We start from the raw sequence: 15223 nt of genomic DNA on the forward strand, positions 1-15223 counted from the left end.
GAAAGATATCGATGAAAGTCTTGTCTCTCGCCGCGCTGGCGCTCGCCGCCCAGCAGGCGCTCGCCGCCCCGCCCGATCTGCAGGCCGTCGTCCGCTACGAAACCATCAGCCAGGGCGCCGACGGCGTCGAGAAAACCATCCGCTACAGCGAACGGTGGGTACGCCAGAACGGACATGCCTGGCGCGAACGTCTGAACGCCGGCGCGCCGCACCGCCACGACGACGACGGCCACCAGCACCTGGATTTCGCCGCCGCCCCGCGCCACGTCTGGCGCGACGCCAAGGGCGAGCTGAAAGTGGAATTCATCCATGCGGCCAAGAAGGAAAGAATCGTCGTCGAGCCGCGCGAATGGCGCGACGCCGGCTTCGACGGCTCCTGGGAGCGAGCCAGCCAGCTGGTGGACATGGCCAAGATGCGCGGCTTCGCCAGGAAAGCCGGCGGCGCGGACGCCGTGGTCTACAGCAAGGCCGGCAAGACCTTGCGCTGGAGCGAGCGCTGGCAGATGCCGCTGCAGGTGTCGCTGCGCTCGGCCGACGGCCGCCAGCGCGAAACCATCACCGTGGAGCCGCAACCGCTGCCGGCCGGTTTCGTCCCTCCCTGGCGGCGCAGCGCCGGCTGGCCGGCGCGCGACTACCTGGATACGCTGGATTAGGCTTGGGCGTAACGCGCCGGCGTCTCGCCGGTGTGTTGGCGGAAAAAGGCGATGAAGGCGCTGTCGCTGGCGAACTCCAGCCGCTGCGCCGTCTCGCCGGCGCTTGTCCCGTCGGCCAGCAGCTCCATCGCCCGCAACAGGCGCCACTGCTGGCGCCAGGCCTGGTAGCTCATGCCGGTGTCGCGGATGAAGATGCGGCTGATGGTGCGCTCGCTGGCCCCCACCTGCTCCACCAGCTGGTTCAGCCGCGGCGGCAGCTCGCCGCGATGCACGCTGTCCAGCCAAGCCGCCAGCCTGGCGTCGGTGGGAAACGGCAGCCGCCAGTTCTCCCCCCGCGCCGCCTGCAATTCTTCGCCGAACACCGCCAGCAGGCCGGCCTGTTTTTCGACGGGCCAATCCCACGGCCAGAACGCCATTCGCTCTATCACCTCGCGCAATAATGGATTGACCTCCACCACCTGCAAGGGCGGCGCGGGAAACGGCAGCTCGGCGGCGAAATACAGCGAACGGTAGGCGACCACCCCGCGCATCAGCACCCGGTGCGCGGTGCCGGCCGGAATCCAGGCCGCGCGGCTGGGCGGCAGCAGGCACAGCGTGTCCGCCAGCTCGATGGTGATGCAGCCTGCGGCGGCGAACAACAGCTGGTGGCGGCGGTGGCAGTGGCGGCCGGAATCGTGCAGGCCCATGTCGGCGGCGATGCCTATCACCGGCGCGTCGAAACCGTCGGCGTCGAATTTCTGTTCGGCCAGAATCAAAGCCATATGTCCGATTTTCAATAGATAAAGTCCTTATCATTGTAATCAGACACACTTCCTTTCTCTAGACTGGCGGCCGTCAAGAAAGAAAGGAAAAAGCAATGAAAACGACGACCCGTCCGGCGCTGTGGCTGCTGACGGCGCTGATCACCTTCCCGCAGCTGGTGGAAACCATTTACAGCCCGGCGCTGACCGACATCGCCTCCGCCTTCGGCGTCAGCCAGACGCGCGCTTCGCAAACGCTGTCGGTCTACTTCCTGGCCTTCGCCGCCGGCGTCGCGCTGTGGGGCTGGCTCAGCGACGCGCTGGGCCGCCGTCCGGCGATGCTGCTGGGACTGGCCTGCTACGGCGCCGGCTGCGCGCTGGCGCTGGCCGCCCCCGATTTCGACACCCTGCTGCTGGCGCGGATGATTTCCGCCCTCGGCGCGGCGGCCGGCTCGGTGGTGGTGCAGACCATGCTGCGCGACAGCTACGACTCGATCCGGCTGGCGCGCGTATTCTCGCTGCTGGGCGCGGCGCTGGCCTTGAGCCCGGTGCTGGGCCTGGTCAGCGGCGGCTGGCTGGCCGGCCATTTCGGCCACCAAGGCGTGTTCGCCGCCCTGCTGCTGCTCGCCTTCGCGCTGTTGGCGCTGGCGGCGCTGCGGCTGCCGGAAACCCGCCCGCTCGAAACGATCCGCCCCGACATGGCGCGGCTGGCCGGCCGGATGCTGCGCGACGCCGAACTGTGGCGCAACGCGATGCTGGTGGCGCTGTTCAACGCGATGCTGTTCAGCTACTACAGCCTGGCGCCGTTTCTGTTCGAGCGCCAGGGCTGGAGTACCAGCCAGTTCGGCGGGTCCGGCGCGGCGCTGGCCGCCGCCTCGCTGCTGGGCAGCCTGCTGAACCGCAGGCTGCTGGGAAGCGGACGGCAGCCGGCGCAGCTGGTGCGGGCCGCCTGCCGGCTGGCGCTGCTGTCCGGCCTGGCCGCCTGGCTGCTTGGAGATTCGGCATGGATACTGCTGCCGGTCACCGGCGTGGTGATCGCCTTCGGCATCGCCATTCCCAATGTGCTGAGCCAGGCGCTGCGCCATTACCGCGAACAGGCCGGCGCCGCCGGCGCCTTGTTCGGCCTCAGCTATTATCTGTTGCTGAGCATGATGCTGGGCCTGGCCGGCCTGGCGCAAAACCTCGGCCTGGCGCTGAGCGTCTGCGCCGCCGCCACGCTGCTGTGCCGGTCGCCGAAGTAGCTCGAACGCGCCCCGGCTGAAACGCAAGCCAGGCCTGAGCGCCGCCGCATCCAGGATCCCGGGCGGAAAGCCCATATGCTCTCCGCCCGTTCGTCGCGCCTATCGCCACTCCATGCCCAGCGCGGCGCATTCCGTCGCAATCCCGTATCGCGGCGCCAAGCGGCAACCTAAAGTCAGGCTACACACAGACTCAGGAGAATCGCATGAACCGGCACAATCACTCGGAAGCGTTGGCGGACCTCAACGCCGCCTGCCACAAGATAGCCATCTACTGGCGGCTGTATGTGGATTGGCTGATGGAAGTCGGCTGGGGGCGGCTGGCGCTGTTAGCCCTGCTCACCCTCATCCTGTGCGGCATGCTGATGCTGCCGGGCCTGGCGACACTGCTGATACTGGTTTCCATCTTCGTAAAGATCTTTGCCGGCCCACGCCGCCCTACACAGGCGCTGCCGGACAAATCATAGGAATGTCCGAACACGCTATCCTCCGCAGCCCTGCATCGTTGTTGAGTTGAAATGGGAAAAGCCTTGCCTCGCCAGGCAAGGCCTTTACATTTACGCCGGCGACCCGCCATTGCCGGGAAAGCTCAGGCGCCGGGCCTCATGCGGTAGTAAAGCAAACCGATATATTCGCGCAGCAAGGCATGGCACTCTTCCATCGCCTTGCCGCTGGGAATGTAGCGCCGGAACGCCGGGCCTTCATAACGGATGAAGCCAGTCGGGGCCGGCAGCACTTGCAGGCCCTGGCGCTGGAAGAACGGCACCGCGCGCGCCAGATGCCAGCCCTGGCTGACCAGCGCGACGCGCGTCGCGCCATCCGCCTTCAACATCGCCGCAGACAAGCGCGCGTTGTCCAGCGTCGTGTCGGAACGGTCCTCCACCCAGCGCGCGCGGATGCCATAATCGTCGCGCAGCGCGCGCGCCATCACCGCTCCCTCGGGTTCGCCGCCCAAGGGCGCGCCGCCGGTCACCAGCACCGGCTTGCCGCTATTCCGCGCAAGATAGGCGGCGTAGCGCAGCCTCGCCAGCGTGTCGCCGCTGGGCGCGTTGCCGCCGAATTCCGGTCCTGCCCGCTTGCCGCCGCCCAGCACCACGATGGCGTCCACCGCCGATAAATCAGCCGGACGGATGGGCGGATAGCGCTCCACGCCCTGCGCCAGCCACACCACCGTCTGCGGAATCGACAGCAGATAAGTCAGCGCCACGCCGAAGGCCAGCAATAGCCGGCCGACATGCTGCCAGCGCCGAATCAGCATCCCGCCGGCGACGATGGGCAGCAGATTGAGCACCGGCGGCAGCAGCAAGGCCCCCAGCAGGCCGTGCCAAAAAACGGTTTGGCTGAACATGGTTTTCCCTTGTCGAAATCGAACGGCGTCCCGCGCCGCGGGCGCGCCTTGCATTATTTTTCGCCGGTCAGCCCCGGTACAGGCTCGCCGGGCAGCCAGCGGCGATAGATGGCGGCGAAGCTGCCATCCCGCTTCATATCGTCCAGCGCCTGCTGCCAGGCCCTGACCACCGCATCGGAAGTCTTGGGCGAAAACGCGATATAGCCCGAAGTATGAATGAAGGTGTAGGCCTTGCGCACGTCGGCGGGTTGATAGCCCAGCTGCTTCAGCTGCGTGGGCATGGTGGTGTTCTCGCTGGCGATGACGTCTGCCCGGCCATGCATCAGCATCGACACCATCTGATTGGGCGTGACGATGGCGTTCAGATTGGAAAACCCCTGCGCCGACAACATCAGCTGCAGATACCAGTCGCGCACCACCAGAATCTGGCCGAGCTTTCTGGCATCGTCCAGCGAAACCAGCTTGAGCTTGCTGTCGCGCCGGACGAAGAAGCTGCCGAGCGTGGTGGTGACCGGCCCCACCCATTTGAACAGACGCTCGCGCTCGGCAATCCGGTTGGTGTTGAACAGCGCCGTGTTTTCCTGGGTTTGCGCCAGCCGGTAGCCCCGCGCCCAGGGCATGACGGTAATGGGATCATGGCTGCCGACACGGCGCTGGATCTCCTGCACCACCTCGACCACCAGTCCGGCGGGCTTGCCGTTCTGGCTGAAAGTGAGCGGCGGATCATCTTCGGTCAGGATGTCCAGCGCAGGCAATCCGCCAGCCTTCGCCGATAGCGCCAATACGGTGGACAGCGCGGCGAACAGCAGGCGGAAGCGGCTCATGGCGGTCTGCGCGATAGGAGGGTATGTCTTGAATTTAGCGAAGGAAGGCTCTTTACTCAATCCGCAACGGATGCGCGGCTCCGGCCGCCAGCAAACATCAGCATTTGATCATGTGCGCGGCCGCCACACCCGAGCGAGGGCCATGCCGCTGTCGCGGCCAGGGAGGATCGATACAAACGCCGGCGCGCCGTGCCTGGCCATCCGCAAAAAATCATGGGCTTGGCCCCGTGTCCGCCTGGTTGCCGACAGCCAGCCGGACAGCATGCCCGTCCGCCGCCGCAGGCCGTCGCGATGCCGGGCGGATACCGCTCGCGCGCGCCATGCAAGGCCCTCTGGCCCGGCGCGCGCTTCCATGGTTTGTCGTTATACTCGAATCACGCAGACCAAGCCGCTTGCGCGGCGGCAACCATGGAGGGAGGCGATGGCCAGCTGGAAATACACGCTCATGCTTGTGGTTTCCCTATCCCTCCTAGCCGGCTCTGCGCGAAGCGCCGATAGCCTGACGCTGGCCGCCTCCGAATATCCGCCCTATATGTCGTCGCACATGGCGAACGGCGGCGTGGCGGTGGCCATCGTCCGCGAAGCCTTCCGCCGCGCCGGCTATTCCGCCAAAACCATTTACCTGCCTTGGGCCCGCGCGGTCAGCGAGGCGCGCGACAGCCATCTGGACGGCATCGTCGGGCTGTGGGTCACGCCGGAGCGGCAACGCGCCTTCCTGTTCACCCAAGCCTTCCTCGACAACCACATCGGCTTCTTCAAGCGCCGCGACGACGGCATCCGCTACCGTGCGCTGGCCGACCTCAAGCCTTACACCATAGGCATCGTGCGCGGCTACGCCAATTCCGAGACCTTCGACGCCGCCCGGCTGAAAACCGACGAAACGCTGAGCGACGCCAGCAATCTAGCCAAGCTGGCCGCGCATCACATCGACCTGGCGCTGATAGACCGCGGCGTCGCCAATTACCTGCTGGACGGCAATCTGGCCGCTCTCGCGCCCAAGCTGGAGTGGCTGCCGCCCGCCGTCGTCGTCTACCCGATGCGCCTGGGCATCGCCAAGCGGCAGCCGCAGGCGGCAAAACGCATCCAGGACTTCAACCGCGGACTGGATGCGATGCGGCAGGACGGCACGCTGGACAAGATGCTGAAACAGGCAAATATCTAGATAGTATTGCGATGCCGAATCCACCGCGCGGATAGCGGATTCCAGGGACCCCGGCTTCGAAAACAAAAATCCCCCGCCGGCAAGCCGGAGGGGGATGGGCAACGCGGGCTGGCGAAGCGCCTTATTCGCCCAGATAGGCGTTGCGCACGCGTTCGTCGTTGAGCAGTTCCTTGGCGTCGCCGCTCATTGTGATGCGGCCGCTTTCCATCACGTAGCCGCGCTGCGACACCTCCAGCGCCAGCTTGGCGTTCTGCTCCACCAGCAGCATGGTCACGCCCTGCTTGGACACCATCTGGATGATCTCGAAGATCTTCTCGACGATGATGGGCGCGAGGCCCATCGACGGCTCGTCCAGCAGCAGCAGCTTGGGCTTGGACAGCATCGCCCGCCCCATCGCCACCATCTGCTGCTCGCCGCCGGACAGGGTGCCGGCCAGCTGCAGGCGGCGCTCCTTCAGGCGCGGGAACAGCTCGTACACGTGCTCGATCTCGCTCTGGATGGCGGCCTTGTCGTTGCGGTAGTAAGCGCCCATCTGCAGGTTTTCTTCCACCGTCAGCTTGGCGAACACGCCGCGGCCTTCCGGTACCATGGCCAAGCCATGGCGGACGAAATCATGCGACGGAATCGACGCCACGTCCTTGCCGTCGTAGACGATGCTGCCGCCGGACTTCTTCACCATGCCCACCAGCGTCTTCAGCGTGGTGGTCTTGCCGGCGCCGTTGGCGCCGATCAGCGTCACCAGCTCGCCCTGATCGATGTGAAAATCGACCCCCTTGACCGCCTGAATGCCGCCATAGGCCACTTGCAGGTTTTTGACTTCCAGAATGCTCATGCGTGGGCCGCTCCCAGGTAGGCTTCGATCACTTTCGGATTGCGGCGCACTTCTTCCGGCACGCCCTCGGCGATCTTCTTGCCGTAATCCAGCACCGCGATGCGGTCGCACAGACCCATCATCAGCTTGACGTCGTGCTCGATCAGCAGCACGGTGACGCCGCCGTCGCGGATCTTGCTCATCAAGGCCTTCAACTCTTCGGTTTCGCGCGGGTTCATGCCGGCGGCCGGCTCGTCCAGCGCCAGCAGCTTGGGCTCGGTGGCCAGCGCGCGGGCGATCTCCAGACGGCGCTGGTGGCCATAGGACAGGTTGCGGGCGCGCTCCTCGGCCACGTCGGCGATGCCCACGTATTCCAGCAGCTCCCAGGCCTTGGCCTCGATCGAACGCTCCTCGGCCATCGTGCCCTTGTCGCGCAGCACCGCGCCCAGCGCGCCCGCCTTGGAGCGGATGTGGCGGCCCACCATCACGTTCTCCAGCGCCGTCATCTCGGCGAACAGGCGAATGTTCTGGAAGGTGCGGGCGATGCCGGCGGCCACCACCACGTGCGGCTTCTGCTGGAACAGATCGTGGCCGTCGAACGCGAACTTGCCCTCGTCCGGCACGTACAGGCCGGTCAATACATTGAACAAGGTGGTTTTCCCGGCGCCGTTCGGACCGATCAAACCGTAGATCTCACCCTTGTTGATCGTCAGACCCACATCGTTCAGCGCATGCAGACCGCCGAAACGCTTATGGATGCCTTCGATTTTCAGCAAAACTTCAGCCATGATTAACCTTTCTGCGCAGCCGCTTCTTCTTTGGCGTGCTGGAACTCAGCCTTGCGGCGCTTGGATGGCCACATCCCTTCCGGACGGACCAGCATCATCACCACCATCGCCAAGCCGAACAGCAGCATGCGGGCGTTCTCGGGGTCGATCAGCATGCGGCCTACGGTCTTCATCTGCAGCGGACCGATCACGTCGCGCAGGATTTCCGGAGCGATGGTCAACACCACCGCGCCCAGAATCACGCCCGGGATGTGGCCCATGCCGCCCAGCACGATCATGGCCAGGATCATGATGGACTCAAGCAGGCTGAACGACTCCGGCGACACGAAGCCCTGGAAGGAGGCGAACAGGCCGCCGGCCACGCCGCCGGACAAGGCGCCCAGGCCGAAGGCCAGCAGCTTGATGTTGCGGATATTGATGCCCATCGCCGCGGCGGCGATATCGTCCTCGCGCAGCGCCACCCAGGCGCGGCCGATGCGGGAGTGCTGCAGGCGCCAGGCCATGATCACCACCAGCACGGTCAACGCCAGGAACAGGTAGTAGTACAGGTAGACGTTGTGGAAGCTCAGGCCGAACAGCTCGATGGACTGGCCCAGCGACGCGCCGCCGATGTGGATCGGGTCGATCAGGTTGATGCCCTGCGGACCGTTGGTGATGTTGATCGGCGAGTTCAGGTTGTTCATGAAGATGCGCACGATCTCGCCGAAACCCAGGGTCACGATGGCCAGGTAGTCGCCCTTCAGCTTCAGCACCGGCGTGCCCAGCAACACCCCGCCCAGCGAGGCGCAGGCCGCGCCCAAGGGGATGGTCAGGAAGAACAGCCAATGGATGTCGAAGTGCGGCGAGCTCAACAGCGCGTAGGTATACGCGCCGATCGCGTAGAAGGCGATGAAGCCCAGGTCCAGCAGGCCGGCGAAACCCACCACGATATTCAGGCCCAGCGCCAGCATCACGTACAGCAGCGCGAAGTCGATGATGCGCACCCAGGAATTGCCCAGCGTGCCGCCGACCAGAAAAGGCAGCACGGCGAGGAGGACGGCGCAGGCGGCGAAGACCGCCATTTTCTTGCCGGTGCTCAGATGGTTCAGATCCATGTCTCTCTCCTCCGGATCAGGCGCGGTCGGCCATTTTTTCGCCCAGCAAGCCGGACGGACGGAAGATCAACACCGCGATCAGCACCATGAAGGCGATGATGTCCTGGTAGTTGGAGCCGAGGAAGCCGCCGGTCAGCGTGCCGATGTAGCCGGCGCCCAGGCTTTCGATGATGCCCAGCAGAAGGCCGCCGGCCACCGCGCCGCCCAGATTGCCGATGCCGCCCAGCACCGCGGCGGTGAACGCCTTCAGGCCGATCATGAAGCCCATGTAGTAGTGGGCCTGCTCGTAGTTGGTGGCCACCATCACGCCGGCGATTGCGCCCAGACCGGAGCCGATGACGAAGGTGGTGGAAATGATGGTGTTGACGTTGACCCCCATCAGGCCGGCCACGGCCGGGTTCTGGCTGGTGGCGCGCATCGCGCGGCCAAGCTTGGTCCTCTCCACCATCAGCAGCAGGCCGGCCATGATGGCCAGGCACATCACGATGATCACGATCTGCAGCTTGGTGATGCTGGCGCCGAAGATGGTCACCACGTCATGGTCCAGAATCTGCGGGAAGGGGATGTAATTGCGGCCCCAGATCAGGATGGCGACCTGTTGCAGCACGATGGATACGCCGATGGCGGTGATCAGCGGCGCCAGGCGCTGCTTGCCCCGCAACGGGCGGTAGGCGATGCGCTCGATGGTGAAGCCGAGCAGCATGCAGGCCGGAATGGCCACCAGCAGGCCGATCAGCACCAGCGCCGGCCCCGGAAGGTTGATGCCCATGCCCATCAGGGTGGTGATGACGGTGATGGTGACCATGGCGCCGAACATCACCACTTCGCCATGGGCGAAGTTGATCAGGCCCATGATGCCGTACACCATGGTGTAGCCCAGCGCGATCAGCGCATAGATGCTGCCCAGAACGAGTCCGTTCAGGATTTGCTGCAGAAAAATGTCCACGTTTGGAGATCTCCTCTGATTGTCTACCCGGCAGCTTTGCGGGATGTCTCCTCTTATTGACTGCTGCCTGTTTTACCGCCTGGGACGCGCCATTTCTTTGGCTTCTGTCCGACAGGCGAACCGATTATCACCATGTATCCAATCGACTGTCAATTGCGAATAGTCGTCTCAAAAACAGGCCATGAAACAGTCTTTTAAAATCAATTTATCCATTTGATTTCAAAAGGATTTTTATCATTTTCTTCATGTGGAAATTTACTATAGACCCTACTTGGCAAAACTCTTTCCCTTTTACCGCCGATTTTACATTTCGGTCATATTTGCCATTCTTTTTATTCACATTCGAACAGGCTCCTCGCGTTCCGTGCACCCATTGCGAACATACATGCATGAGCATCATTCATTTGCATACAATCTACAGTACCACTTGCTATCCATTTTCCCGCCGTCGCCGGCAAACAGAAAATTTCTTGCGAAACAGCTCGCCCCTCTGCGACTTCCTGCCGGCGTCGATTCAAATATGCAACATCCATGCCAATTCTCACCATAGTCCCGCATTTGGAATAGCCGGCAAGCAATTTGTTAACAGCCGCTAAATCCGCGGACGAGAAAAAACCCGCGCCGGCGCTGCCGGGGCGGGTTGCGATGCGTAAAGCGCGGCTCAAGCCAGCTGGAAAGGATAGACGCTGCCCAGGCCCAGGATGCGGGTCAGTTCGTCCAGCGCGCCGCGGCATTCGGCCAGCAGCTGCGGATCGGCCAGATCCTCGGGCGCCAGCCGGTCGCGGTAGTGGCGGTCCACCCAGTCGTTGAGCGTCGCGAACAGCGCGTCGCTCATCAGCACACGGGGATTCACCGCCGCCAGCTCGGCCTCGGTCAACGCCACGCGCAAGCGCAGGCAGGCCGGGCCGCCGCCGTTCTGCATGCTCTGTTTCAGGTCGAACGCCCTGACCTCGTCGATCGGTCCGCCGCCGGCGATGAGCTTTTGCAGATAGCTCCACACTCGCTCGCTGTTGCGGCACTCTTCCGGCACCACGATCAGCATCTTGCCGTTAGGCTTGGACAGCAGCTGGCTGTTGAACAGATAGCTCTTCACCGCCTCCTCCACCGTCACCTCGGCGCGCGGCACCTCGATGGCGGTGAAGCGGCCGCCGCGGGCCGCCAGCTTGCGGGCGATCTCGTCCAGCACGTCGGCCTGGTTGAGGAAGGCCTGCTGATGGTGGAACAGCACCTCGCCGTTGCCGACCGAGATCACGTCGTTGTGGAACACGCCGGCGTCGATGGTGTCCGGGTCCTGCTGCGCGTACACCACGCCGGCCTCGGCCAGGCCGTGCAGCCTGGCCACCGCCTGGCTGGCCTCCAGCGTCTGCCGCGCCGGAAACTTGGCCGGCTTCGGGTAGCGCATGTCGAAAGCCGCCGCGCCGAACACGAAGAACTCGACGCCCGCTTGGCCGTAGCCAGCGCAGAAGCGGGTGTGGTTGGCCGCGCCCTCGTCGCCGAAGTGCATCTGCGCCGGCAGCGCCTCATGCACAGCGAAGCGCGCCTCGTCGGCGAACATCGCCCGCAGCACGCGGCCGGTGGTCGGATGCTCGATCGAGCGGTGGAATTTGTTGTTCAAATTGGCCGGCGTGAAATGCACGCGTCCGTCGGCGGTGTCGGCCGACGGGCTGACCGTGGCCGCGTTGGCCGTCCACATGCTGGACGCGGACGTCGCCGCCGCCAGCATCGCCGGCGCCTCCTTGGCCGCGCGGGCGATCACCTCGGCGTCGCTGCCGGCGAAGCCCAGCCGGCGCAAGGACGCCACATCGGGCCGCTCCTGCGGCGCCAGCACGCCTTGCTTGAAGCCCAGGTCATGCAGCGCCTTCATCTTCTGCAGGCCCTGCTTGGCCGCCAACTTGGGGTTGGACGCCGCGCTGACGTTGCTGGTGGAGGCGACATTGCCGAAGGACAGGCCGCTGTAGTTGTGCGTCGGGCCGACCAGTCCGTCGAAATTCACTTCATACGCGTTCATCGTCTTCCCCTCACAGCACGATGCCGGGCGACAGCTGCGCCGGCAGCGCCAGGCTGTCGCATTCCAAGGACGCCACCGGGTAGGCGCAGTAATCGGCCGCGTAGTAGGCGCTGGGGCGGTGATTGCCGGACGCGCCGATGCCGCCGAACGGCGCGGCGCTGGAGGCGCCGGTCAAGGGCTTGTTCCAGTTGACCACGCCCGCGCGCGATTCCAGCCAATAGCGGTCGTACAGCTCGCGGCTGTCGGACAGCACGCCGCCGGCCAGGCCGAAGCGGGTATCGTTGGCGATGGCGATGGCCTCGTCGAAATCGGCGTAGCGGATCACTTGCAGCAGCGGGCCGAAGAATTCCTCGTCCGGACGGACGACGGCCGTGGTGTCGATGATGCCCGGCGTCAACATCGCCGCGCCCTCTTCCACGCGGCGCATCGTCAGCAGCGGCTTGCCGCCGGCGGCGAGCAGCGCGTCCTGCGCCTTGAGCAGCGCGTCGGCGGCGGCGTTGGAGATCACCGCGCCCAGGAACGGCGCCGGCTCGGCGTCGAACTTGCCGACGCGCAGCTTGCCGGCCACCTCGACCAGGCGGGCGATGAAGGCGTCGCCCCACTGGCCCTGCGGCACAAGCAGGCGACGCGCGCAGGTGCAGCGCTGGCCGGCGGAGACGAAGGCGGACTGGATCACATGGTGCACCGCGCCGTCGACGTCGGCCACCTCACCTACGATCAGCGGATTGTTGCCGCCCATTTCCAGCGCCAGGATCTTGTCCGGGCGGCCGGAAAACTGCTTGTGCAGCAGCGCGCCGGTGGCGGAGCTGCCGGTGAAGAACAGACCGTCCAGGCCCTCATGGCCGGCCAGCGCCACGCCGGTGTCCTTGGCGCCCTGGACCAGGCCGATGATACCGGCCGGCAAGCCGGCCTCAGCCCACAGCTTGACGGTTGCCTCGGCGGTCCACGGCGTCAGCTCCGACGGCTTGAAGATCACCGCGTTGCCGGCCAGCAGCGCCGGCACGATGTGGCCGTTGGGCAGGTGGCCGGGGAAGTTGTACGGACCGAACACCGCCACCACGCCGTGGGGCTTGTGGCGCAGCACCGCCTGGGCGTCGCCCATCGCCGCGGCGCGCTCGCCGGTGCGTTCGGCCAGCGCCTTCAGCGAGATGTCGATCTTGCCGACCATGGTGGTCACTTCGGTGGTCGCTTCCCACAGCGGCTTGCCGGTTTCCTGGGCGATGACGCGGGCCAGCTCGGCCTTGCGTTCGGTCAGCAGCTCGCCGAAGCGGCGCACCACGGCGGCACGCGCGTCGACGCCGATGCGGGCCCAGGCCGGGAAGGCGGCGCGGGCGGCGCGCACGGCGGCATCCACCTGGGCGCCGCTGGCTGCGCGGCCCTGCCACAGAGGCGCGTTGTCGGCCGGATTGGTCTTGGCCATGGACTCGCCGTCGCCGGCCAGCCACTTGCCATCGATGAACAGACTGCTCATTGCGCTGCCTCCTTCGGCGTCAGCGTCACGCAGCGGACGTGATCGCCGTCTTTAATCTTGAGCGCCCGCGCCAGTTCCGGCGTCAGGCAGAATTCGCCCTGCGGCCGAGCCGACTCCACCAGCACCGCGCGGTAGTCCTGCAAGGCGTCGTTGCAGACCAGGTAGCATTCCTTGTCGCCATCCGGCAGCGGATCGACGACGCGCGCCGGCAGGCGCTGGCTTTCCTTCACCGCGCGGATGTCGCCGGTGTAGGCCTGGACGGTCGGGCCGGCATCGAAGATGTCGACATAGCCCTCGTAGCGGAAACCTTCCGACTCCAGCATCGCCACCGCCGGGCGGGTGGCCTCGTGGGTGAGGCCGATCACCGCCTGCGCCTCCGGCTCCAGAAAGTCGACGTAGACCGGATGTTTGGGCATCAGCTCGGCGACGAAGGCCTTCTGGCCGATGCCGGTCAGGTAGTCGGCCTCGGCGAAATCGATGGAGAAGAAGTGGCGGCCCAACGCCTCCCAGAACGGCGAGCGGCCGGTTTCGTCGGACACGCCGCGCATCTCGGCCACCACCATCTTGCCGAACAGCTGCGGGAACTGCGCCAGGAACAGGAAGCGGCTCTTGGACAGCAGGCCGCCGTTGCGCTTGACGCGGTAATCCGGGTGCAGATACAGCGTGCACAGCTCGGAATAGCCGGTATGGTCGTTGGACAGGAACAAGGTCTCATGGCGGCTGTACACGCCCAGCTCTTCCGACGCGTGGACGATGGTGCCGATGCGATAGTTGTACCAGGGCTCCTTCAGGCCGACGGCGGCTTCCACCGCGCAGATGCCGGCCACCTTGCCGTTTTCCGAATCCTCCAGCACGAAAACGTAGCCGTGGTCGGCGCGGTCCAGCTCGCCGGAGAAAGACAACACCGAGCGGGCGATGCGCTTCTGCAGCCGGTCTTCGTTGATCGGCAGCGAGGTCAGGCCCACGCCGCCGCTGGCGGCGCTCCTGGCCAGCTCCATCAAGCCCGGCAGGTCCTTGTGTTCAACGGGACGGATAAACATCATGGCCAGGCCTCCTTAGTCTTGCTGCAAACCGGCGACGCGCACCCTGTCGCCGCTGGATACGCCCAGCGCCTTGGCCGCGTCGGGATTGATGAAGGCCACGCCGTCCACCACCGCCACACGGGCGGCGGTGGCGGCGAAACCGGCCAGGCGCTGGTTGCTGACCAACTGCAGGCTGGCCTGCGCCGGCAGGCTGGCCTGGATTTCCACCGGGTAAGCCCGGCTGTGCTCCACCGTCTTCAGGCGATCCAGCTCGGCGGTCAGCACCGCGCCGCCGTCGAAGATGTCCAGATAGTTGTCGGCCTCGAAGCCTTCCTTGCACAGCAATTGGCAAACGCGCTCGAAGTGCGGGTGGATCTGGCCGATGGCCTGCTGCGCCTCGTCGGGCAGCAGCGGCACGTAGATCGGGTAGCTGGGCATCAGCTCGGCGATGAAGGTCTTGCTGTGGCTGACGAAGGCCTGCTCCACCTGCAGGAAATCCAGGTTGAAGAAGCGGCGGCCGATGGCGTTCCAGAACGGCGACTGGCCGGCGTCGTCATGCACGCCCTGCATCTCGGCGATGATGCGGCGGCCGAAGCGCTCGCGCTCGCCGGCGATGAACAGCAGCCGGGCGCGCGACATCAGCTCGGCGGCGATGGCCTCCAGCCCGCTGTCGACAAAGAAGCCGCACAGCTGCACGGTGCCGGTCAGATCGTGGCAGATGTTGAGCACGTGGACGCGGTTGTTGACCTTCAGCGCGCGGGAGGCGTGGACGGCGGTTTCGCTGCGGTAGCTGTAGAACGGCTCGTCGAAGCCGGCCGACGCGCAGATCGACGCGGTGCCCACCACCGCGCCGCCCTGCTCCAGCGCGAACATATAGTAGTCGCGGCTGGCTTCGCCGGTGGCTTCGTGCTCGAAGGCGCTGACCGATTGCTGGATGCGTTCGAACAGCTTCTCGCGGTTGCTCGGCAAGCTGGTCACGCCGATGCCGCTGGCCTGGGCCAGCCGCTCGATCGCCGGCAGGTCCGAGGTGCGGACGGGACGCACGGTAAACATGGGACTACCTCCCTGGGTTGGGGGCGGCCGCGCGTATCGCGGGCGCAGCCGCAGCCGCGACCCGG

General features: G+C 65.6%; 15 protein-coding genes. 4 read left to right on the top strand and 11 right to left on the bottom strand.

The features are described from left to right. Positions 1 to 11: 11 nt before the first annotated feature. Positions 12 to 653, top strand: a complete 642-nt coding sequence (locus ACX17K_RS20005; protein ID WP_493776136.1) for a hypothetical protein — start codon at positions 12 to 14, stop codon at positions 651 to 653. On the opposite strand, the gene ACX17K_RS20010 is transcribed toward ACX17K_RS20005, so the two are convergent. Continuing rightward, entirely contained in the window at positions 650 to 1414 is a 765-nt protein-coding gene (locus tag ACX17K_RS20010) for an AraC family transcriptional regulator (protein ID WP_046168464.1), read from the bottom strand. The genes ACX17K_RS20005 and ACX17K_RS20010 overlap by 4 nt on opposite strands. Before the next feature lie 95 nt (positions 1415 to 1509). Here ACX17K_RS20010 and ACX17K_RS20015 point away from each other — a divergent pair, with 95 nt between their 5' ends. Further along, the gene (locus tag ACX17K_RS20015) at positions 1510 to 2634 is read left to right on the top strand and encodes a multidrug effflux MFS transporter (protein ID WP_493776137.1); all 1125 of its coding nucleotides are present in this window, start codon (positions 1510 to 1512) and stop codon (positions 2632 to 2634) included. 203 nt (positions 2635 to 2837) lie between these two features. After that, a complete protein-coding gene (locus ACX17K_RS20020; RefSeq protein WP_493776138.1) occupies positions 2838 to 3098 on the top strand; it encodes a hypothetical protein in 261 nt (86 codons plus the stop codon). Positions 3099 to 3220: 122 nt separating this feature from the next. Here ACX17K_RS20020 and ACX17K_RS20025 read toward each other — a convergent pair whose 3' ends face one another. After that, a complete protein-coding gene (locus tag ACX17K_RS20025; RefSeq protein ID WP_493776139.1) occupies positions 3221 to 3979 on the bottom strand; it encodes a YdcF family protein in 759 nt (252 codons plus the stop codon). 53 nt (positions 3980 to 4032) lie between these two features. Then, complete coding sequence (locus tag ACX17K_RS20030; RefSeq protein ID WP_021478330.1) at positions 4033 to 4803, bottom strand: substrate-binding periplasmic protein; 771 nt, start codon at positions 4801 to 4803, stop codon at positions 4033 to 4035. Positions 4804 to 5248: 445 nt separating this feature from the next. Here ACX17K_RS20030 and ACX17K_RS20035 point away from each other — a divergent pair, with 445 nt between their 5' ends. Then, positions 5249 to 5965 carry a substrate-binding periplasmic protein gene (locus ACX17K_RS20035; RefSeq protein WP_493776140.1) on the top strand — a complete coding sequence of 239 codons (717 nt, stop codon included), beginning with the start codon at positions 5249 to 5251 and terminating at the stop codon, positions 5963 to 5965. Between the two features lie 121 nt (positions 5966 to 6086). Here ACX17K_RS20035 and ACX17K_RS20040 read toward each other — a convergent pair whose 3' ends face one another. The 8 genes from ACX17K_RS20040 to aruF all read right to left on the bottom strand — a co-directional run bounded on the left by ACX17K_RS20040 (position 6087) and on the right by aruF (position 15158). Beyond that, positions 6087 to 6797, bottom strand: coding sequence for an ABC transporter ATP-binding protein (locus ACX17K_RS20040; RefSeq protein ID WP_493776141.1), 711 nt, complete (start codon positions 6795 to 6797; stop codon positions 6087 to 6089). Continuing rightward, a complete protein-coding gene (locus ACX17K_RS20045; RefSeq protein WP_493776142.1) occupies positions 6794 to 7564 on the bottom strand; it encodes an ABC transporter ATP-binding protein in 771 nt (256 codons plus the stop codon). Before ACX17K_RS20045 ends, ACX17K_RS20040 begins: the two co-directional genes overlap by 4 nt. 2 nt (positions 7565 to 7566) lie before the next feature. Then, complete coding sequence (locus tag ACX17K_RS20050) at positions 7567 to 8658, bottom strand: ABC transporter permease subunit (RefSeq protein WP_493776143.1); 1092 nt, start codon at positions 8656 to 8658, stop codon at positions 7567 to 7569. A 16-nt stretch (positions 8659 to 8674) separates the two neighbouring features. Continuing rightward, on the bottom strand, positions 8675 to 9604 hold the full coding sequence (locus tag ACX17K_RS20055) for a branched-chain amino acid ABC transporter permease (protein ID WP_493776144.1): 930 nt from the start codon (positions 9602 to 9604) through the stop codon (positions 8675 to 8677). 661 nt (positions 9605 to 10265) lie between these two features. Further along, positions 10266 to 11612 (bottom strand): N-succinylarginine dihydrolase, encoded by a 1347-nt coding sequence (gene astB, locus ACX17K_RS20060; RefSeq protein WP_493776145.1) that lies wholly within the window; start codon positions 11610 to 11612, stop codon positions 10266 to 10268. A 10-nt stretch (positions 11613 to 11622) separates the two neighbouring features. Then, positions 11623 to 13083 carry a succinylglutamate-semialdehyde dehydrogenase gene (astD, locus tag ACX17K_RS20065; RefSeq protein ID WP_493776146.1) on the bottom strand — a complete coding sequence of 487 codons (1461 nt, stop codon included), beginning with the start codon at positions 13081 to 13083 and terminating at the stop codon, positions 11623 to 11625. Continuing rightward, positions 13080 to 14126: an arginine N-succinyltransferase gene (gene astA, locus ACX17K_RS20070; protein ID WP_221665093.1), complete on the bottom strand. Its 1047-nt coding sequence runs from the start codon at positions 14124 to 14126 to the stop codon at positions 13080 to 13082. Before astA ends, astD begins: the two co-directional genes overlap by 4 nt. A gap of 12 nt (positions 14127 to 14138) precedes the next feature. After that, on the bottom strand, positions 14139 to 15158 hold the full coding sequence (gene aruF / locus ACX17K_RS20075; RefSeq protein WP_493776147.1) for an arginine/ornithine succinyltransferase subunit alpha: 1020 nt from the start codon (positions 15156 to 15158) through the stop codon (positions 14139 to 14141). Between the last annotated feature and the right edge of the window lie 65 nt (positions 15159 to 15223).

This window comes from Chromobacterium sp. INPA-IVC (assembly GCF_059047085.1).

Coding starts and splice junctions, on each gene's coding strand:
- ACX17K_RS20005 (WP_493776136.1), top strand. CDS start 12: ATGAAAGTCTTGTCTCTCGCCGCGCTGGCGCTCGCCGCCCAGCAGGCG.
- ACX17K_RS20010 (WP_046168464.1), bottom strand. CDS start 1,414: ATGGCTTTGATTCTGGCCGAACAGAAATTCGACGCCGACGGTTTCGAC.
- ACX17K_RS20015 (WP_493776137.1), top strand. CDS start 1,510: ATGAAAACGACGACCCGTCCGGCGCTGTGGCTGCTGACGGCGCTGATC.
- ACX17K_RS20020 (WP_493776138.1), top strand. CDS start 2,838: ATGAACCGGCACAATCACTCGGAAGCGTTGGCGGACCTCAACGCCGCC.
- ACX17K_RS20025 (WP_493776139.1), bottom strand. CDS start 3,979: ATGTTCAGCCAAACCGTTTTTTGGCACGGCCTGCTGGGGGCCTTGCTG.
- ACX17K_RS20030 (WP_021478330.1), bottom strand. CDS start 4,803: ATGAGCCGCTTCCGCCTGCTGTTCGCCGCGCTGTCCACCGTATTGGCG.
- ACX17K_RS20035 (WP_493776140.1), top strand. CDS start 5,249: ATGCTTGTGGTTTCCCTATCCCTCCTAGCCGGCTCTGCGCGAAGCGCC.
- ACX17K_RS20040 (WP_493776141.1), bottom strand. CDS start 6,797: ATGAGCATTCTGGAAGTCAAAAACCTGCAAGTGGCCTATGGCGGCATT.
- ACX17K_RS20045 (WP_493776142.1), bottom strand. CDS start 7,564: ATGGCTGAAGTTTTGCTGAAAATCGAAGGCATCCATAAGCGTTTCGGC.
- ACX17K_RS20050 (WP_493776143.1), bottom strand. CDS start 8,658: ATGGATCTGAACCATCTGAGCACCGGCAAGAAAATGGCGGTCTTCGCC.
- astB (WP_493776145.1), bottom strand. CDS start 11,612: ATGAACGCGTATGAAGTGAATTTCGACGGACTGGTCGGCCCGACGCAC.
- astD (WP_493776146.1), bottom strand. CDS start 13,083: ATGAGCAGTCTGTTCATCGATGGCAAGTGGCTGGCCGGCGACGGCGAG.
- astA (WP_221665093.1), bottom strand. CDS start 14,126: ATGATGTTTATCCGTCCCGTTGAACACAAGGACCTGCCGGGCTTGATG.
- aruF (WP_493776147.1), bottom strand. CDS start 15,158: ATGTTTACCGTGCGTCCCGTCCGCACCTCGGACCTGCCGGCGATCGAG.